Genomic DNA, 16507 nt, shown 5'->3' with positions numbered 1-16507 from the left:
ATGCGGCGCTTGCTTGGTGCCCTTGCGGGCCTGGCGCTGTTGGGCGCGGTGGCGGGTTTCATTGCCACCACGCCACAGCGCTTGCCCGAAAACGAAGTCGCGCAGGGTCCCGGCGATGCTGCGCGCGGCGCCCGCATCTTCTGGGCCGGCGGATGCGCATCCTGCCACGCCGCCAAAGGCGCCAAGGGCGATGACCGGTTGAAACTGGGCGGCGGTGCCGTGCTGAAAACCGCGTTCGGTGATTTCCAGCCGCCCAACATCTCATCCGGCGCCGACGGCCTCGCCGGCTGGACGCTGGCCGATTTCGACAATGCCATGCGCCGCGGCGTGTCGCCTGATGGCCGCCATTATTACCCGGCCTTTCCCTACACCAGCTATGCCCGCATGCAGCCTGCCGACATCGCCGATCTGTTCGCTTATCTCAAATCCCTGCCGGCGGTGGCGGGCAAGCCGGCCGAGGGGACCGTGGCCTTCCCTTTCAATATCCGGCGCGGCATCGGCTTGTGGAAGCGCGTCTATCTGGACCCCGCACCCGTGGTGGCGTTGCCTGCCAATGCCCCTGCCGACGTGCGCGCCGGGCAATATCTGGTGGAAGGGCCGGGCCATTGCAGCGAGTGCCACAGCCCCCGAGACCAGTTCGGCGGCGTGGACAAGGCCCGTTGGCTGGCCGGCGCGCCCGACCCTGAGGGCGTTGGAGAATCAGGGGGGGGCAAGATCCCCAACATCACGCCCGGCAAGCTCAGCTGGAGCGCCGCCGAAATTGCCGACTATCTCAAGACCGGCTTTACCCCGGATTATGATTCGGTGGGCGGCACCATGGTGGAGGTGCAGGCCAACATGGCGCAATTGTCCGTTGCCGATCGCGCCGCCATCGCCGCCTATCTGAAAGCCGTGCCGCCCGTGAAGTGATGTGAAATGAGCGACAATTTGGTCGTTGCTCAAATTTGCCGGCCGCGCCTCTTGGCCCGGCTGTGTCTTGCCTCTATATGGCACCCGCGGGGGCGCCGGCAGGCCGTGGTGTAACGGCTGGTCTGAATGAAGGAATGAAGTGAATGCAGACGCATAGCGCATCGGGGGGCCCAGTGGCGCGCTCGGGGGGGGGCACGCCAGCCCGCACGCCCGCCCGCACCCGCATGATCGCCGCGCTGATTGCCGGCACGATGCTGTCGTTGCCCGCCGCAGCCGAAACCCTGCAAGGCGCGCTGATCAAGGCGTATCAGACCAATCCGACGATCAACGCCGCGCGCGCCAACCAGATGGCCACGGATGAGAACGTGCCATTGCAACACGCAGCCGGCCTGCCGTCGTTGCAGTTGAACTCCACCTTCAACGAAAATGTGCTGATCCCGGGCGGCCAGTTCATCGTCATTCCGCGCAACGCGCAGACCCAGATGCAATTGAGTGTGCCATTCTATCAGGGCGGCCTGGTGAAGAACGGCCTGAAGGCGGCGGATGCCCGGGTGCAGGCCGGCGAGGAAACGCTGCGCGCCACCGAAGCCAGCGTGTTCAGCCAAGTGGTCGCCGCCTATAATGACGTGATCCGCGACATGGCAATCGTCGAGCTCAATCGCGCCAATGTCAGCCAGCTTGATGTCAATCTGCGCGCCACCAAGGACCGCTTCGAGGTCGGTGACCTGACCCGCACCGATGTCGCCCAATCCGAAGCGCGGTTGAGCCAGGCCCGCGCCGATCTGCGCAATGCCGAAGCCAATCTGATCGCATCAAAGGAACGCTATATCCAGCAGGTCGGCGATGTGCCCACCGATCTGGCCACGCCGCCGCCGTTGCCCAATTTGCCGGCCGACGTAACCGAGGCGGTGGAAACTGCGATCAAGGAGAATCCGGACATCGCTGCCGCCACCAAGAACAGCGAAGCCGCCGGTTTCGATGTGAAATCGGCACGCGCCGGCCGGCTGCCGACACTGTCCGGCTTTGGCACGGTTAGCCGGAGTGACAATTTCGGCGGTGCCATCGTGCCGCCGGGCTTCCCGAAACAGCCATCCTCGCAAACCTCCGCCGTGGTGGGGGCCCGGCTGGCGCTGCCGCTGTATCAGGGCGGCCGGCCAGCCGCGCAGATCCGCCAGGCCCAGGCGCGCCGCACCGCCGCGATGGAAAATCAGATCGGTACCGAACGCAGCGTCATCCAACAGGTGCGCGCGGCCTTTGCCAGCTGGCGCGCCAGCCTGGACGTGATCAAATCGGCCGAAGCGGCGATTGCCGCCAACAGCCTGTCGCTGGAAGGCGTGCGCGCGGAAAATGGCGTGGGCAACCGCACCATCATCGAAGTGTTGAACGCCGAACAGGAACTGATCAACGCCCGCGTCACGCTGGCCACCGCCAAGCGCAACGCCTATGTCGCCGGCTTCACGCTGCTGGCGGCGATGGGCAATGCCGAAGCGCGCGATCTCGATCTGGAAGGCCTGAAACTTTATGATTCGGGCGCGAATTATCGATCAGTGCGCGGCAAGTTCCTGGATTGGCAGGATCGCGATGCGCCGATGATCCGCTCCACCCGCACCGTTTCCACGCCGGCCCAGGATGCCACGCCGGCGGCCGGTTCCGCCACGCCGGTGCCGCCACAAGACTGACAAAAACGCTGGGTCTGCCGGCGGGGGCTTGCGTGCTGCACCGCACCATGCGACATAATCGCGCAGGGGCATCCCCCTGAGGTACGAATCGTGCGGCTGTTGGTGATCGGGGCCTCAGGCCAGCTTGGCCGAGTGATCGTGGAAACGGCGTTGACCCGTGGCCACCATGTGTCAGGGCAAAGCCGGCATGCGGCACGGGTGCCGGCCGGTGCCGCGCCGGTCGCAGCCAACCCGGACGATGTCGATCGTCTGCACAAGGCGCTGCCCGGCCATGACGCAGTGATTTTCGCGCTACGCGCCGGCCGTGCCACCCCGGACACGCTGTTTTCCGATGCCACCCGCGCGCTGGTGCCTGCGATGAAAGCCGCCGGCATCCGGCGGCTGGTGGCCATTACCGGCGCCGGCAACAGCGAAACCTGTGCGCAGGCCGGCTGGCTGTACAACCGTCTGATCTTTCCGCTGGTGGCCCGCCCCCGCCATCCCGACATGGCGGTGCAGGAAGAATTGATCGCCGCCAGCGACCTGGATTGGACGATCATACGCCCTGCCCCGATCACCGAAGGCCCGTTGAAGGGCGGCCTGCATGCCGTCTGGCCAGTGCCGGCCCATGTGCGCGTCGCCGCCGTCACCCGCGCCGAAGTTGCCGAATTCGCGCTGGACGCCGTTGAGCAGCAGCGCTGGCAGCGCGGCCGCCCGTTGGTCGGGCATTTCGCCTAGACTCGATTGCAGTTTGATTGAAGCGTCCCGGCTCCCTCCCTTCAAGGGAGGGTGACTCGGCGCCAGCCGAGCGGGGTGGGTGAGCCCGCCTGTGGCCAAATTAGACACCCACCCCGGGCCTCGCCTGCGGCTCGTCTCTCGCCCTCCCCTGAAGGGAGGGAGCCAATAGGCATCAGCGCGCCGCTGGTGCCGCCAACCGCGGCTTCAGCCAATCCACCCAGCGCCGCCACACATCGCGGGCGCGGATTGGATCGGCGGGGCTGTGGCCGGGCACCGGATAGGCGACGAACTTCACCGGCACATTGTTGTCGCTCAGCGCGCGATACAGTTTGTAGGCCTGCGGGATGGTCACCCGCCAATCGCCGACATCGGCCATGATCAACGTCGGCGCCTTCGCTTTCCAGGCAAACTGGATCGGCGACTGTTTGGCATAGCTGGCCATATTGTCGCCCACGAACGGTGACGGGCCATATTGGCCGGCGCGGGCACGATTATTGTCGGCAGTGGTATATTGATCGAGCACGTCGGTCACTGGTGCCCCCGCCACCGCCGCTGCCCAGGCATCGGGATAATTGCCGATCAGCCAGCTGGTCATCATGCCGCCATAGGACCAGCCGGACACCGCCATGCGGCTGCGATCAATCAGGCCGCGCTGTTCAAGGCTGGCCACGCCCGCCATGATATCGCGCCCCGGCCCGGCGGCGGCATCGCGGATGATGGCTTCCTGAAACACATGGCCGCGGTTGTTGCTGCCGCGATAATTGGGCTCCAGCACCAGCCAGCCCTGCGCGGCGAGAATATGCGCCGAGGTGCTGAAGCTCTGCCGCGATGCCGCCACCGGCCCGCCGTGGATATAGAGCACCAGCGGCAGTTTCGTGCCCGGCTGGTAATCTGGCGGGTAGGTGATGACGCCATCGGCAGTATAGCCGTCGCTGGCCCAGGTGATGCTTTCCTGGCGGCCGAGCGTGATGCCGTCCATCGCCGTTTGCACCTTCGTCAGCCCAACCGGCTTGGCCTTGATCGTCGGCATCACGAACAGTTCAGATGGCCGGTCCGCAGTGGTCGCGGTAAACACAATCGCGCCGCCCTGCACCGCTGCGGTCACCGGATCGAGATCACCCAGATCGAGCCGGGTCGCCTTGCCGCCGCGCGCCACCCACAGGCCGCCGCGCGTGCCATCGGTGCCGCTCAGCAGCAGCGACTGGCCATCGCCCAGCCAGCCGACCAGATCGACATCGACATCGAGATCGGGGGCGGCGTCCGTGGCCGCGCCGCCATTCACTGCCGCCACCATCACCCGGCTTTGCTGCGCGGCAATGCCGCCGCGCGGGGAGACGAAGGCGACGCTTTTGCCATCGGGCGAAAGGCGCGGCCCAGATTGGCGCGCGCTGCCCGGCAACAGCGCCCGCACCGCGCCGGTCGCGACCTCGACGCTGGCCAGCCGGCTGCTGTCGGCATCGCCGGTGGCGGCGGTGCTGGCCTGCTCGAAGATGATGCTGGTGCCGTCCGGCGACCAATTGAGCTGCGACGGCGGGCCGGACGGTGCCAGCCCGACCGGAATGGATTGCGGCCCGCTGGTCACCCGTTTGGCGACGGCGTCGGCAAGCGTCACCGTCCAGATATGGGTCGGCCGGCGCGCGGCGCGATCGAGATAGGAGTTGTTGCCCACTTCGAACGCGTCTTCAAACTTCGCTTCGCCAGTGCGTTCCGGTTCGTCATCGGCGGCGGCATAGGCCAGCGCTGTGCCATCGGGGCGCCAGGCAAGCTGGGTGATCGTCGTCTTGTGGGCGGTCAACTGGCGGGCTTCGCCGCCGCCCATCACCATCACATGCACCTGCGCACGGCCGGCACTGTCGTTGGCCAGAAAGGCGAGGCTGCGGCCATCGGGTGACCAGCGCAGGCTGCCAACGCCACGCCGATCGACGGTGAGCATGCGGCTCGCCTTTGTGGCGACATCGATCAGGACAAGCTGCCCATCCCAGCGATTTTCCATCATGTTGGCGCGGCCGATCACCACCGCCACCGATTTGCCATCGGGCGACAGCTGCGGATCGGACAGGCGCACGATCCGGGGTAGATCATCCGCCGAAAAGCGCCGCGCTTGCGCCAGCGCCGGCTGCCCGATCAGCAGCGCCGCGCAGGCAAAGGCCAACAGCCGGTGCAACACGCGAAGCGGCGCGATGGTGATGTGCATGAAATCCCCCCCGTTTGGCGGGATGCTAGCAGCGCAGCCTGGCCACAGCAATCGGGGGACGCGGCGGCGTGTGGCGGTATTCAGCCCGCCCGCACCAAGGTGCCCGCCCCCTTGCGGGTGAAGATTTCCAGCAGCAGCGCATGCGGCACGCGGCCATCGAGGATCACCGCGGCGTCCACCCCGGCGGCCACCGCGCTCACGCAGGTTTCCAGCTTGGGGATCATGCCGCCCGTGATGGTGCCATCGTCGATCAGGCCGGCAATGGCCGCCGGCGACAGATCGGTTTTCAACGTGCCATCCTTGCCGAGCACGCCGGCGACATCGGTGAGCAGGAACAGCCGGGCCGCGCCCAGCGCGCCGGCAATGGCGCCGGCCATGGTATCGGCGTTGATGTTGTAGGTGTGGCCATCGGCGCCCACCGCCACCGGCGCGATCACCGGCACGATGCCGGCCGCCACCAGCGTGTCGATGATGCTGCGATCGACGCTGGCCGGTTCACCGACAAAGCCCAGGTCCACCGCCTGCTCGATGGCGCTGCCGGGGTCTTTCACCGTGCGCTCCACCTTGGTGGCGGTCACCAGCCCGGCATCCTTGCCGCTGATGCCCACCGCCCGCCCGCCGGCCTGGGCGATATGGGCGACGATTTCCTTGTTGATGCTGCCGGCCAGCACCATTTCGGCGACTTCAGCCGTCGCCGCATCGGTGACGCGCAGGCCATCGACAAAGCGGCTTTCGATGCCGAGCCGTTTCAGCAGATTGCCGATCTGCGGCCCGCCGCCATGCACCACCACCGGATTGATGCCCACCGCCTTCAGCAGCACAATGTCCTCGGCGAAATCGCGGGCGCGTTCGGCATCGCCCATGGCGTGGCCGCCATATTTCACCACGAAAATCTTGCCGGCATAGCGTTGCAGATAAGGCAAGGCCTCGATCAGCGTCTCGGTCTTGGCCAGCATGTCTGGGTGGGGGGCATGTGCGCTCATCGGCTTGGCCTTATTGGGGATGGCTGGGCATTTCCAGCAGCAATTGCCCGCCCACCGGCACCGCCGCCCACTGCACCGAGACATCGGCAATGCGCGCCCGGATCGCCGCCAACAGCGCGCCGGTGATCGGCAAGGGTGTATCGCCGCGTTGTTCGCAGGTGACGGCATAGAGCGCGATGAACTCGGCATCCGGCAGCGCCGTCTGGCTCCAGCCTTCGCCCTGGAACATCTCGACCAGCCGCTCGACACTTTCAGCCGACGCGATGCCCAGCGCGGCGCGCTGCCCGCTGTCGCCGCCTTCGGCAATCAGCCGCAGGAATCCGGCGGCCGCGATTTCGGATTCCACCGCCCAATGCACCATGTCATGCGGGATGATGCCCTGCTTCGGGCAATCGATGGCCGGGCGCGGACCGTCGCTGGCCACGATGTCCAGCCGGTCATATTTGCCGCTGCCCTTGGTGAAGGTCAGTCTCATCGCGTCGGTACGGGTTCCGGGCCGGAATAATCATAAAATCCGCGGCCCGATTTGCGGCCCAGCCAGCCGGCCTCGACATGTTTCACCAGCAGCGGCGCCGGGCGATATTTCGGATCGCCAGTGCCGGCCTGCATCACCTGCATGATGCTGAGCAGCGTATCGAGCCCGACGAAATCGGCCAGCGCCAGCGGCCCCATCGGGTGATTGGCGCCCAGTTTCAGCCCGGCATCGATATCGGCAACACTGCCGACCCCGTCGCCCAGCGCAAAGATCGCCTCGTTCAGCATCGGGCACAGCACGCGGTTGACGATGAACGCCGGCGCGTCGCCGGCCAGGATCGCCGTCTTGCCCAGCCGCCCGGCAAAGGCCTGCATGGTGGCGGTGGTCTCGTGCGATGTGGCGAGGCCGGGGATGATCTCCACCAGCGCCATCAGCGGCACGGGGTTGAAGAAATGCAGCCCGCAGAAACGATCCGCACGGCCGGTCGCCGCCGCCAGCCTGGTGATGGAGATGCTGCTGGTGTTGCTGGCCAGCAGCGCGTCGGCTTTCAGCACGTCCTTCAGCCCGGCAAAGATCTTGCCCTTGATCGCCTCATTCTCGGTGGCGGCTTCGATCACCAGATCGGCGGCGGCGAAATCAGCGTTGTCGGTGGTCAGGCGGATGCGGGCAATCGCGGCGTCGGCCTCTGCTTGCGTCAGCACGCCCTTGCTCACCTGCCGGGCCATGTTCTTGGCAATGACGGCGCGCGCCGCTTCGCAGCGTTCGATGGCAACATCAGACAGGATCACATCGTAACTGGCCTGTGCCGCCACATGCGCAATGCCATTGCCCATGAGCCCTGCGCCAATCACCCCGATGGTCTGCATGGATATGTCCTGTCTTGAGTTGCGTGTTCGTCGGCGCGATAGCAGGCACATGACCAGACTGGAAGGCAAGACCGCACTGATCACCGGCGCCGCACGCGGCATTGGCGAGGCGATTGCCCGGCGCTTTGCCGCCGAAGGCGCATCCGTGTGGGTAACAGACATCGATCCCGCCGGCGCGGCGGTGGCCGCCAGCATCGGCGGGCGCTTTGCCGTGCTGGATGTGCGCGATGAAGCGGCGTGGGATGCAGTGATGGCGGACGTCGGCCCACTTGATATCCTGGTCAACAATGCCGGCGTCACCGGATTTGAAGGCGCGCCTGCGGCCCATGATCCCGAACATGCCAGCCTGGCCGATTGGCGCGCCGTGCATGCGGTCAATCTGGATGGCACGTTCCTGGGCTGCCGCGCTGCGATCCGCGCGATGCGCACCAAGGACACCGGCAGCATCATCAACATCTCGTCGCGTTCCGGCATCGTCGGCATCCCGGCAGCGGCGGCCTATGCCAGTTCCAAGGCGGCGGTCAGGAACCACACGAAAAGCGTGGCGCTGTGGTGCGCGAGCCAAGGCCTCGCCATCCGTTGCAACTCCATCCACCCCGCCGCGATCCTCACCCCGATGTGGGAGCCGATGCTCGGCACCACGCCGGCCGAACGCGAAGCCGCCACGCGTGCCTTCGTGGCCGACACACCGCTCAAACGCTTTGGCACCGCCGATGAAGTCGCCGCCATGGCCGCCTATCTGGCCAGCGATGAAAGCGCCTATGTGACGGGCAGCGAATTCCACATCGATGGCGGCATCCTCGCCGGGTCGGCCGCATCGCCGGGCTGAGGCTGGCAGAAATTTCTGGCTGGCCCTGGAACCATTGCGCCCAAGCGCTGTTTGCTTGCACCAGAGGAGTGCAAGACCATGACGTTCAACACCAATATCGCCCGTTTCCTGATGCTCGCTGCCCTGCCGGTGGCGCTCGCCGCCTGCTCGCAGACCACCAAGGAAGAAACCAACAAGGCCGCAGAATCAGCCGCCGCTGACGCCGCCGCCAACACCAAGGCCGCTGGTGACGCAATGGAGAAATCGGCTGAAAACGCTGGCAACGCCATGGAAAATGCCGCCGACAAGGCCGGCAACGCCATGGAACGCGCTGGCGACAAGGCCGAAGCCGCTGCCGCGGACGCCAAGCAGAACACCGGCGAAAAGCTGGAAGAAGCCGGCAAGGACATGCAGAAGCCGAACTGAGGCTGTTGCCTGACGGACAGACAAGGGGCGGCCCGGCAAGTGCCGGGTCACCCTTCTCTATGCCGCCTGCCCCACGCCGCTGGCGCCGTCACGACAACAAAGAGCAGAAACGCGATCTGACTGGCCACCAACAGATTGGCGATTGCCATGCCGCCAGCCCCGATCGGCGAGATAACCACCAAATTGTGCGCCACGTTCGTCGTCATCAGCACAAGGATGGCAACAATTCCCAGCCGTGGCCGCCAGAACAGCAACGCCGCCACCAGCGGATCGATCAGGGTCAGGCTCGTCCAGTAGAATGCGCTGGCCGGGCCGATGCCACCATAATCACAGGACAGGCCGCAGCGATACAGGATCAGCCCGTGATTGGCCGTCGCGCCAAGCAGGCACGCCGCCCATATGACACGGATGATCAAGCTGCGGCGGCGCACCCAGACACTCAATTCACCTTGCGCTCGCGCCCGGCCCAGAATGGCTCGCGCAGGTCCTTCTTCAATATCTTGCCGCTGGGATTGCGCGGCAGCGCGTCGATGAAATCCACGCTTTTGGGCACCTTGAAACCGGCGATGCGCACGCGCGCAAATGCGATCAGCTCGGCGGCGGTCACCGCGCCCTTTTTCACCACGATGGCCTTCACCGCTTCGCCCCAGCGCTCATCGGGCACGCCGATCACCGCGCAATCCAGCACCAGCGGATGTTCGTGCAGGGCATTTTCCACTTCGGCGGGATAGATATTCTCGCCGCCCGACACGATCATGTCCTTCACGCGGTCGTGGATATAGAGATAGCCATCGTCGTCGACATAGCCGGCATCGCCGCTGTGATACCAGCCATCCACAACCGCCTTGGCCGTGGCCTCGGGCTTGTTCTGATAGCCGCTCATCACACTGACGGATCGGATGCAAATCTCGCCGACGTCGCCCGCTGGCAGGGTGCGGCCATCGCCATCGATGATCTTCACCTCGTTGCCCGGCAGTGGTTTGCCGCAGCCGCGCATGCGGGCGTTGCCGGCGGGATCATGATCGGAAGGAAACAGGCTGACCACGGTGCCGCAGGTTTCGGTGGCGCCATAGCATTGGACAAATCCGGCATTGGGAAAGGCCCGCATCGTGCGGCGCAGCACATCCAGCGGGATCGGCGACGCGCCATAGTAAAGCTCGGTAAGCGACGTGAGATCCGCTGGCGTGGTTTCGATATGGTTGCAGATGGCGAGCAGCACCGCCGGCACGGCAAACATGCGGGTGATGCGTTCGCGTGCGATGGCTTCGACCATGCCAGCAACGTCAGGGCGCGGCAGGATCACCATGGCGGCGCCGGCCTCCAGCGCGTGCAGCGCCCAGCCGGTGCCGCCGATGTGGAACAGCGGCATGGCGACCAGCGCGACATCGTTGGCATCCCACCGCCCCCAGGCCTCGCCGGTCAACTGGCCTTTCTCGATGGTGCCGAGCAATTGCCGGTGGCTGAGCAGCGCGCCCTTGGGAAAGCCGGTGGTGCCGCTGGTATAAAGTTGCAACGCCACATCATCGGGCGAAATCGCCGGCATGGCGGCATCGGGCGCGTGGGCGGCGACCAGATTTGCGAAGGCCAGGCGGCCCTGGTGACCGGCATCGAGCAACACGACATGGGCCAGGCCGGTGGCGGCTTGCGCGTCTTCCACCAGTGGCAGGAAGGCGGTTTCCGACACGATCACCTCGATGCCGGCGTCGGACAGCACATAGGCAATTTCGCGCGCCACCAGCCGGGCGTTGATCGCCACCAGCACCGCGCCCAGCCGGAAACAGGCGCACATCAAGGTGAGATAATCGGGATGGTTCAGCGCCAGCCAGCCAACGCGGTCGCCAGGCGCCACCCCCAGGCCGCGCAGCATGGCGACGGTGCGCAGCACGCGATCATGAAATTGCGCCTGGCTCCACACCGCCCCGTCTCCTGAAGCTTCCACACGGATGGCGGGCCGGTCTGGCGTCGTGGCGGCAAAATGCGCGCTGATCTCGGCCAGCGTGGCAAAGCGGGTTCCCATGGCAGTTCCTCCCCGGCGCATGTTGTGCCGCGTGCCCGGCACTTTGGCCAGAGTTTCAATTGCGGCGCAGGCGCCTGCACGGTAAAGCCGTCGCCCATGGCCAACACCACCCTTGCGCTCGTCAACATCTTCATCATGATCACCCAGGTGCTGATCTGGGGGCTGGTGGTGTGGGCGATTTCCAGTTGGCTGGTCGCCTTCAACATCATCAATGCCTATAATCCAGTGGTGCGCGCCATACTGAACGGGCTGGACCGCGTCTATGGCCCGCTGGTGCGCCCGATCCGCCGCATCCTGCCGGATTTCGGCGGCATCGATCTGTCGCCGGCCGTGCTGTGGCTGATCCTGGCCGGCCTGCAGCAACTGGTGCCGGCGCTGGTGATGGATAGCGGGCTGCTGCTGCAGTGAGTGCCATCCTGATCGACGGCAAGGCGCGCGCCGCAGCGCTGCGTGCGGAGGTCGCCGCTGGCGTGGTGCAATTCGTCGCCGCGCATGCCCGCGCGCCGGGCCTGACGGTCGTGCTGGTCGGCGATGATCCGGCCAGCGCGGTCTATGTCGGTTCCAAGGGCAAGGCGTGCCGCGAGGCCGGCATGATTTCGGGCGAGCATCGCCTGCCGGCAAACACCGGTGAAGCCGATCTGCTGGCGCTGATTGCCGCGCTCAATGCCGATCCGGCCGTGGATGGCATATTGGTGCAGATGCCGCTGCCGGCGCATATCGACAGCGACCGCGTGATTGCCGCCATCGATCCGGCCAAGGATGTCGACGGTCTGCACCCGATCAACACCGGCCTGCTGGTCAGCGGCCGCCAGGGCCTGGTCCCATGCACGCCGTCGGGTTGCCTGCGGCTGATCTCCGAAGCGCTTGGCAGTATCTCCGGCGCCGAGGCGCTGGTCATCGGCCGCTCCATCCTGGTCGGCAAACCGATGGCGGCGCTGCTCACCAACGCATCGGCCACGGTCACCCTCGCCCACAGCCGCACCCGCGATCTGGCGGCGCATGTTGCCCGCGCCGATATCGTGGTGGCTGCCGCCGGCGTGCCACATCTGGTGCGCGGCGAATGGATCAAGCCGGGCGCCTGCGTGATCGATGTCGGCATCCACCGCGTGGACGCCGGCGGCGGCAAGACGAAGCTGACTGGTGATGTCGATTATGATGGCGCGGTCAGCCGCGCCGGCTGGATCACGCCGGTGCCGGGCGGCGTCGGGCCGATGACCATCGCCTGCCTGCTGGCCAACACCCTGGCGGCCGCCACGGCGCGCGCTGCATCATGATGGATGGCCCGCTCTTCCAGCTGTTCATCTCGGCCTTTGTCACGCTGTTCGTGGTGATCGATCCGCCGGGCTGCGTGCCGATCTTTTCCAGCCTGACCGCCGGCACCAGCAGCGCGCATCGCACCCAGATGGCGATCCGCTCCAGCCTGATTGCCGCGGGCGTGCTGGTGGCCTTTGCGCTGGGCGGTGAAGCCTTTCTGTCGGCGCTGGGCATTACGCTGCCCGCCTTCAAGATTGCCGGCGGCATCATGGTATTCGTGATCGCCATCGACATGGTGTTCGAAAAGCGCACCCAGCGCCGCGAAAACCGCGCCGAGGAGGTGAAATCATCGGCCGCGGCATCCGGCAAGCCCCTGGAAGAAGAGGATATCAGCGTCTTCCCGATGGCGATCCCGATGCTGGCCGGGCCGGGATCGATCGCGTCGGTGATGCTGCTCAGCGCGCGCACCGGCGGCGATGTCGCCAGCGAAATTGCGGTGCTGGCGGCGCTGCTGGCCGTGCTGGTGCTCACCTTCCTGTCGCTGCTGGCGGCCGGGCCGCTGATGAAGCTGATGGGCGCCAAATTCGAAGGCGCGCTGACGCGCTTGCTCGGTGTCGTGTTGGCGGCGCTGGCCGCGCAGTTCGTGGTGGACGGCATCAAGCAGAGCTTTGGCCTGTAGCCGCATTGCTCGACACGCCGGCACGCGCGGGCCACTATCGGAACAACCTGAAGGAGACCTGATCCATGCCATCCGCCCTCATCATCGGTGCCTCACGCGGCATCGGCCTTGGCCTGACCGCCGAATTGATGGCCCGCGGCTGGACCGTGGTCGCCACCCACCGCAGCGCCGCGCCCGAACTGGTCGCCACCGGCGCAACAACCGCGGTGGTGGACATGGACGATGCCGACAGCGTTGCCGCGCTGGCCGTCGCCCATGCCGGCGCGACGTTCGATCACATCCTGATCAACGCCGGCGTCAGCGGCGGGCTGGGTTCAACCGCCACCAACGCCACCCGCGACGCGGTGACCGCGCTGTTCTGGACCAACGCCATCGCACCCATTCGCGCCGCACGCATCCTGCTGCCGCTGGTCAAGGATGGCGGCTCCATCGGCTTCATGACGTCCCGGCTGGGCAGCGTCGGCAGCCGCAACCATGGCTATGCCGAGCTCTACAGCGCGTCGAAAGCCGCGCTCAACAGCCTGACGCGCGGTTTCGCCGTGCAGGATGTCGGCAGCCGTGACGTGGCGGTGATCAACTTCCACCCCGGCTGGGTGAAGACCGACATGGGCGGCGAAGGCGCCGATATCGACGTGGCCACCAGCGTCAAGGGCCTGGCGACCCAGATCGAAACCGTGCGCGGGCCGGGCCAGCGCTACATCGATTACACCGGCGCAACGATCCCCTGGTGAGGCTCAGCGCCCGTCGCGCCGCCCCAGCAGCCGCAGGCGCAGCGCGTTCAGCTTGATGAAGCCAGCCGCGTCGCGCTGATCATAGGCGCCGCGATCATCCTCGAAGGTCACGATGCCGGCCGAATAGAGGCTGTTGGGCGATTTGCGGCCCACCACGCTGGCACTGCCCTTGTACAGCTTCAGCCGCACGGTGCCGCTCACCTTGGCCTGGCTGTGATCGATCGCCGCCTGCAACATCTCGCGTTCGGGGCTGAACCAGAAGCCGTTGTACAGCAGCCCGGCATATTTGATCGCCAGCTCGTCCTTCAGATGCGCCGCACCGCGATCGAGCGTGATCTGTTCGATGCCGCGATGCGCCAGGTGCAATATGGTGCCGCCCGGCGTTTCGTACATGCCGCGTGATTTCATGCCGACGAAGCGGTTCTCGACCAGATCGAGCCGGCCGATGCCATGGCGCTTGCCCAGCTCGTTCAGCCGCGCCAGCAGCGTGGCAGGCGACAGCGCATCGCCATTCACCGCCACCGCATCGCCGCGTTCGAAATCGACGGTGATATATTCCGCCTCGTTTGGCGCGTCCTCCGGGTGATCGGTGCGGCTGTAGACATAGTCCGGCACCTCTTCCCACGGGTCTTCCAGCACTTTCCCTTCCGACGACGTGTGCAGCAGATTGGCATCGGTGCTGAACGGGCTCTCGCCGCGTTTGTCCTTCGAAACCGGGATCTGATGCTGTTCGGCAAAGGCGATCAGCGCTTCGCGGCTGGTGAGGTTCCATTCCCGCCACGGCGCGATGATGCGGATATCGGGCGCCAGCGCATAATAGCCCAGCTCGAACCGCACCTGATCATTGCCCTTGCCAGTGGCGCCGTGGCTCACCGCATCGGCGCCCACCAGCTTGGCGATCTCGATCTGGCGCTTGGCGATCAACGGCCGCGCGATCGAGGTGCCGAGCAGATATTGCCCTTCATACAACGCGTTGGCGCGCATCATCGGGAACACATAATCGCGCACGAACTCCTCGCGCAGATCATCGATGAAGATATTCTCCGGCTTGATGCCGAGCAGCAACGCCTTGGCCCGCGCCGGCTCCAGCTCCTCGCCCTGCCCCAGATCGGCGGTGAAGGTCACCACCTCGCAGCCATATTCCGTCTGCAACCATTTCAGGATGACACTGGTATCCAGCCCGCCCGAATAGGCGAGAACGACCTTGTTGACGTGCGACATGGGCGGTTCCTTGAACGTCGTGATTCGTATGGCGGCCTTGTGCGGCGCTTGTCCTCATCCTGCAACAGGCGAGGCCAATCCTGCCCGGCATAGCGGACGGCAATCACCGGTGAAAAACCCCTGTTGTCTCGGCGGGTTTTTGCCATAGTCCGCACGGGGCTCCGGATCGCCGGTTCTGGCCGGGGACGGGGCGGGGCCCGTGTCAATCAAGTTGGGGGCTTCACATGGCAACGCAAACCGGTTTTCGGGAACCCGCCATCCGCATCACTGCGATGCCGGCCGATGCCAATCCGGCCGGCGACATCTTTGGCGGCTGGCTGATGGCGCAAATGGACATGGCGGCCGGGATTGCGGCCGCGCGGCGGAGCAAGGGCCGGTGCGCAACCGTGGCCGTGGAGGCCATGACCTTCCTGCAACCGGTGCGCATCGGCGATGAAGTCACGGTCTATGCCGATCTGGTCAAGACCGGGCGAACCTCCATCACCATCGAAGTGGAGGCCTGGCGCCGACCCCGCAGCGCCGAAGAGCGGACCCAGGTGACCCACGCCCGCTTCATCTTTGTGGCCATCGACGCCGACGGCAAGCCAAGGCCGATACCGCCAGCGGAAGGCGCGCCGGCATGAGGGAAGAACGGGGGCCTCCGGCGGCAAGGGTCGCAGACCCTTGACCCATAAGTTTTGGGGCGGCCCTTCACCACATCACCTCTCCCCCTGGGGGAGAGGTCGAGAGACGGCGCAGCCGGCCCGGGAGAGGGGTTTGACACCACCCGTGGTCACGAACAACCCTTCTCCCGCCCCCGGATCAAGTCCGGGGCAGGCTGCGCTGCACGCGAGTCGACCTCTCCCCGGCGGGGAGAGGTGAGTCAGAACAACTTGCCCTGTTCCTTCGCCTCCACCGGCGCGGCCTTGAACATCGCCGGGTTCACATTGGGAATCACCGGGCGTTTGCCGGCAAAAAGTTCAACCAGCCGCGCCGCCATCATCGCCAGATAGGCCATCAACGCATTGTCATGCAGGAAACTGCGCATCGCGCTCAGCAATTGCGCCACATCGGTGTTGTGGCCCCTAATCACCCGATCATAGGCGGCCTCGGCCGAAACGCCCCAGTTCCACGTGTCTTCAAACGCCTCGATCTGGCTGTCCGCCGTCTTGCCATCGGGGGATTTGAACAACTGGCTGTAGGTGGCGTTCGAATTGAACGGTGGATCGAGATAGACCAGATCAACGCTCTCATCGGGAAAGGCTTTTTCATTGGAAAGCCAATCGAGACTGTCGCCATAATAAAGCCGGTTGGTCATGGGCCTGTTGTATCAGGCACAACAGCGATTGCCAGTGCCGTGCATGGCCGTTTCTTCCCTCTCCCCTCGCGGGAGAGGGCGACTCGCCGCAGGCGAGCGGGGTGAGGGGGTGCGATCGTGGCCACGTTGGCAGCCCCCTCACCCCGGGCCGCCTACGGCGTCTCTCGCCCTCTCCCGCACGGGGAGAGGGGTTAGGGCAAGGCCCGCCCGAAAACAAACGGGTCAAGGGTCTGCGACCCTTGCCGCCGGAG

The 16507-nt window shown here is 65.9% G+C and carries 18 protein-coding genes; 10 read left to right on the top strand and 8 right to left on the bottom strand.

Going from position 1 to position 16507, the window contains the following annotated elements:
• The 3 genes from AC6UUM_RS04960 to AC6UUM_RS04950 all read left to right on the top strand — a co-directional run bounded on the left by AC6UUM_RS04960 (position 1) and on the right by AC6UUM_RS04950 (position 3305).
• Positions 1–909, top strand: coding sequence for a cytochrome c (locus AC6UUM_RS04960; protein ID WP_500804228.1), 909 nt, complete (start codon positions 1–3; stop codon positions 907–909).
• Between the two features lie 224 nt (positions 910–1133).
• Positions 1134–2588 carry a TolC family outer membrane protein gene (locus AC6UUM_RS04955; protein WP_500804912.1) on the top strand — a complete coding sequence of 485 codons (1455 nt, stop codon included), beginning with the start codon at positions 1134–1136 and terminating at the stop codon, positions 2586–2588.
• Positions 2589–2690: 102 nt separating this feature from the next.
• Positions 2691–3305 carry an NAD(P)-dependent oxidoreductase gene (locus tag AC6UUM_RS04950; RefSeq protein ID WP_500804227.1) on the top strand — a complete coding sequence of 205 codons (615 nt, stop codon included), beginning with the start codon at positions 2691–2693 and terminating at the stop codon, positions 3303–3305.
• A gap of 172 nt (positions 3306–3477) precedes the next feature.
• Here AC6UUM_RS04950 and AC6UUM_RS04945 read toward each other — a convergent pair whose 3' ends face one another.
• From AC6UUM_RS04945 to AC6UUM_RS04930, 4 genes are all read right to left on the bottom strand, one after another.
• Positions 3478–5499 (bottom strand): S9 family peptidase, encoded by a 2022-nt coding sequence (locus AC6UUM_RS04945; protein WP_500804226.1) that lies wholly within the window; start codon positions 5497–5499, stop codon positions 3478–3480.
• An 80-nt stretch (positions 5500–5579) separates the two neighbouring features.
• A complete protein-coding gene (gene argB, locus AC6UUM_RS04940; RefSeq protein ID WP_353200220.1) occupies positions 5580–6482 on the bottom strand; it encodes an acetylglutamate kinase in 903 nt (300 codons plus the stop codon).
• Between the two features lie 10 nt (positions 6483–6492).
• Positions 6493–6957 (bottom strand): hypothetical protein, encoded by a 465-nt coding sequence (locus AC6UUM_RS04935; RefSeq protein WP_500804225.1) that lies wholly within the window; start codon positions 6955–6957, stop codon positions 6493–6495.
• On the bottom strand, positions 6954–7823 hold the full coding sequence (locus AC6UUM_RS04930; RefSeq protein WP_500804224.1) for a 3-hydroxybutyryl-CoA dehydrogenase: 870 nt from the start codon (positions 7821–7823) through the stop codon (positions 6954–6956). The genes AC6UUM_RS04935 and AC6UUM_RS04930 overlap by 4 nt, the downstream gene beginning before the upstream one ends.
• A gap of 49 nt (positions 7824–7872) precedes the next feature.
• Between AC6UUM_RS04930 and AC6UUM_RS04925 the strand changes: the two genes are divergently transcribed.
• Together AC6UUM_RS04925 and AC6UUM_RS04920 are read left to right on the top strand one after the other, a co-directional pair.
• Positions 7873–8652 (top strand): SDR family oxidoreductase, encoded by a 780-nt coding sequence (locus AC6UUM_RS04925; protein WP_500804223.1) that lies wholly within the window; start codon positions 7873–7875, stop codon positions 8650–8652.
• Between the two features lie 78 nt (positions 8653–8730).
• On the top strand, positions 8731–9057 hold the full coding sequence (locus AC6UUM_RS04920) for a hypothetical protein (RefSeq protein WP_500804222.1): 327 nt from the start codon (positions 8731–8733) through the stop codon (positions 9055–9057).
• A 47-nt stretch (positions 9058–9104) separates the two neighbouring features.
• On the opposite strand, the gene AC6UUM_RS04915 is transcribed toward AC6UUM_RS04920, so the two are convergent.
• Positions 9105–9488, bottom strand: a complete 384-nt coding sequence (locus tag AC6UUM_RS04915; RefSeq protein ID WP_500804221.1) for a hypothetical protein — start codon at positions 9486–9488, stop codon at positions 9105–9107.
• 8 nt (positions 9489–9496) lie between these two features.
• The gene (locus tag AC6UUM_RS04910) at positions 9497–11074 is read right to left on the bottom strand and encodes a long-chain-fatty-acid--CoA ligase (RefSeq protein ID WP_500804220.1); all 1578 of its coding nucleotides are present in this window, start codon (positions 11072–11074) and stop codon (positions 9497–9499) included.
• Positions 11075–11170: 96 nt separating this feature from the next.
• Between AC6UUM_RS04910 and AC6UUM_RS04905 the strand changes: the two genes are divergently transcribed.
• The 4 genes from AC6UUM_RS04905 (at position 11171) to AC6UUM_RS04890 (ending at position 13738) form a co-directional block, all read left to right on the top strand.
• Complete coding sequence (locus AC6UUM_RS04905) at positions 11171–11482, top strand: YggT family protein (RefSeq protein ID WP_500804219.1); 312 nt, start codon at positions 11171–11173, stop codon at positions 11480–11482.
• Positions 11479–12348, top strand: a complete 870-nt coding sequence (folD, locus tag AC6UUM_RS04900; RefSeq protein WP_500804218.1) for a bifunctional methylenetetrahydrofolate dehydrogenase/methenyltetrahydrofolate cyclohydrolase FolD — start codon at positions 11479–11481, stop codon at positions 12346–12348. The genes AC6UUM_RS04905 and folD overlap by 4 nt, the downstream gene beginning before the upstream one ends.
• On the top strand, positions 12345–13007 hold the full coding sequence (locus AC6UUM_RS04895; protein ID WP_500804217.1) for a MarC family protein: 663 nt from the start codon (positions 12345–12347) through the stop codon (positions 13005–13007). Before folD ends, AC6UUM_RS04895 begins: the two co-directional genes overlap by 4 nt.
• 65 nt (positions 13008–13072) lie before the next feature.
• A complete protein-coding gene (locus AC6UUM_RS04890) occupies positions 13073–13738 on the top strand; it encodes an SDR family NAD(P)-dependent oxidoreductase (RefSeq protein ID WP_500804216.1) in 666 nt (221 codons plus the stop codon).
• A gap of 3 nt (positions 13739–13741) precedes the next feature.
• Here the strand turns inward: AC6UUM_RS04890 and AC6UUM_RS04885 are convergent, their stop codons facing one another.
• Positions 13742–14959 (bottom strand): argininosuccinate synthase, encoded by a 1218-nt coding sequence (locus AC6UUM_RS04885; RefSeq protein WP_500804215.1) that lies wholly within the window; start codon positions 14957–14959, stop codon positions 13742–13744.
• A gap of 224 nt (positions 14960–15183) precedes the next feature.
• Here AC6UUM_RS04885 and AC6UUM_RS04880 point away from each other — a divergent pair, with 224 nt between their 5' ends.
• The gene (locus tag AC6UUM_RS04880; RefSeq protein ID WP_500804214.1) at positions 15184–15582 is read left to right on the top strand and encodes an acyl-CoA thioesterase; all 399 of its coding nucleotides are present in this window, start codon (positions 15184–15186) and stop codon (positions 15580–15582) included.
• A 239-nt stretch (positions 15583–15821) separates the two neighbouring features.
• Here AC6UUM_RS04880 and AC6UUM_RS04875 read toward each other — a convergent pair whose 3' ends face one another.
• Positions 15822–16256: a hypothetical protein gene (locus AC6UUM_RS04875; protein WP_500804213.1), complete on the bottom strand. Its 435-nt coding sequence runs from the start codon at positions 16254–16256 to the stop codon at positions 15822–15824.
• Between the last annotated feature and the right edge of the window lie 251 nt (positions 16257–16507).

Source organism: Sandarakinorhabdus sp., from assembly GCF_987265915.1.
This window is presented reverse-complemented; position numbering and strand designations above follow the sequence as displayed.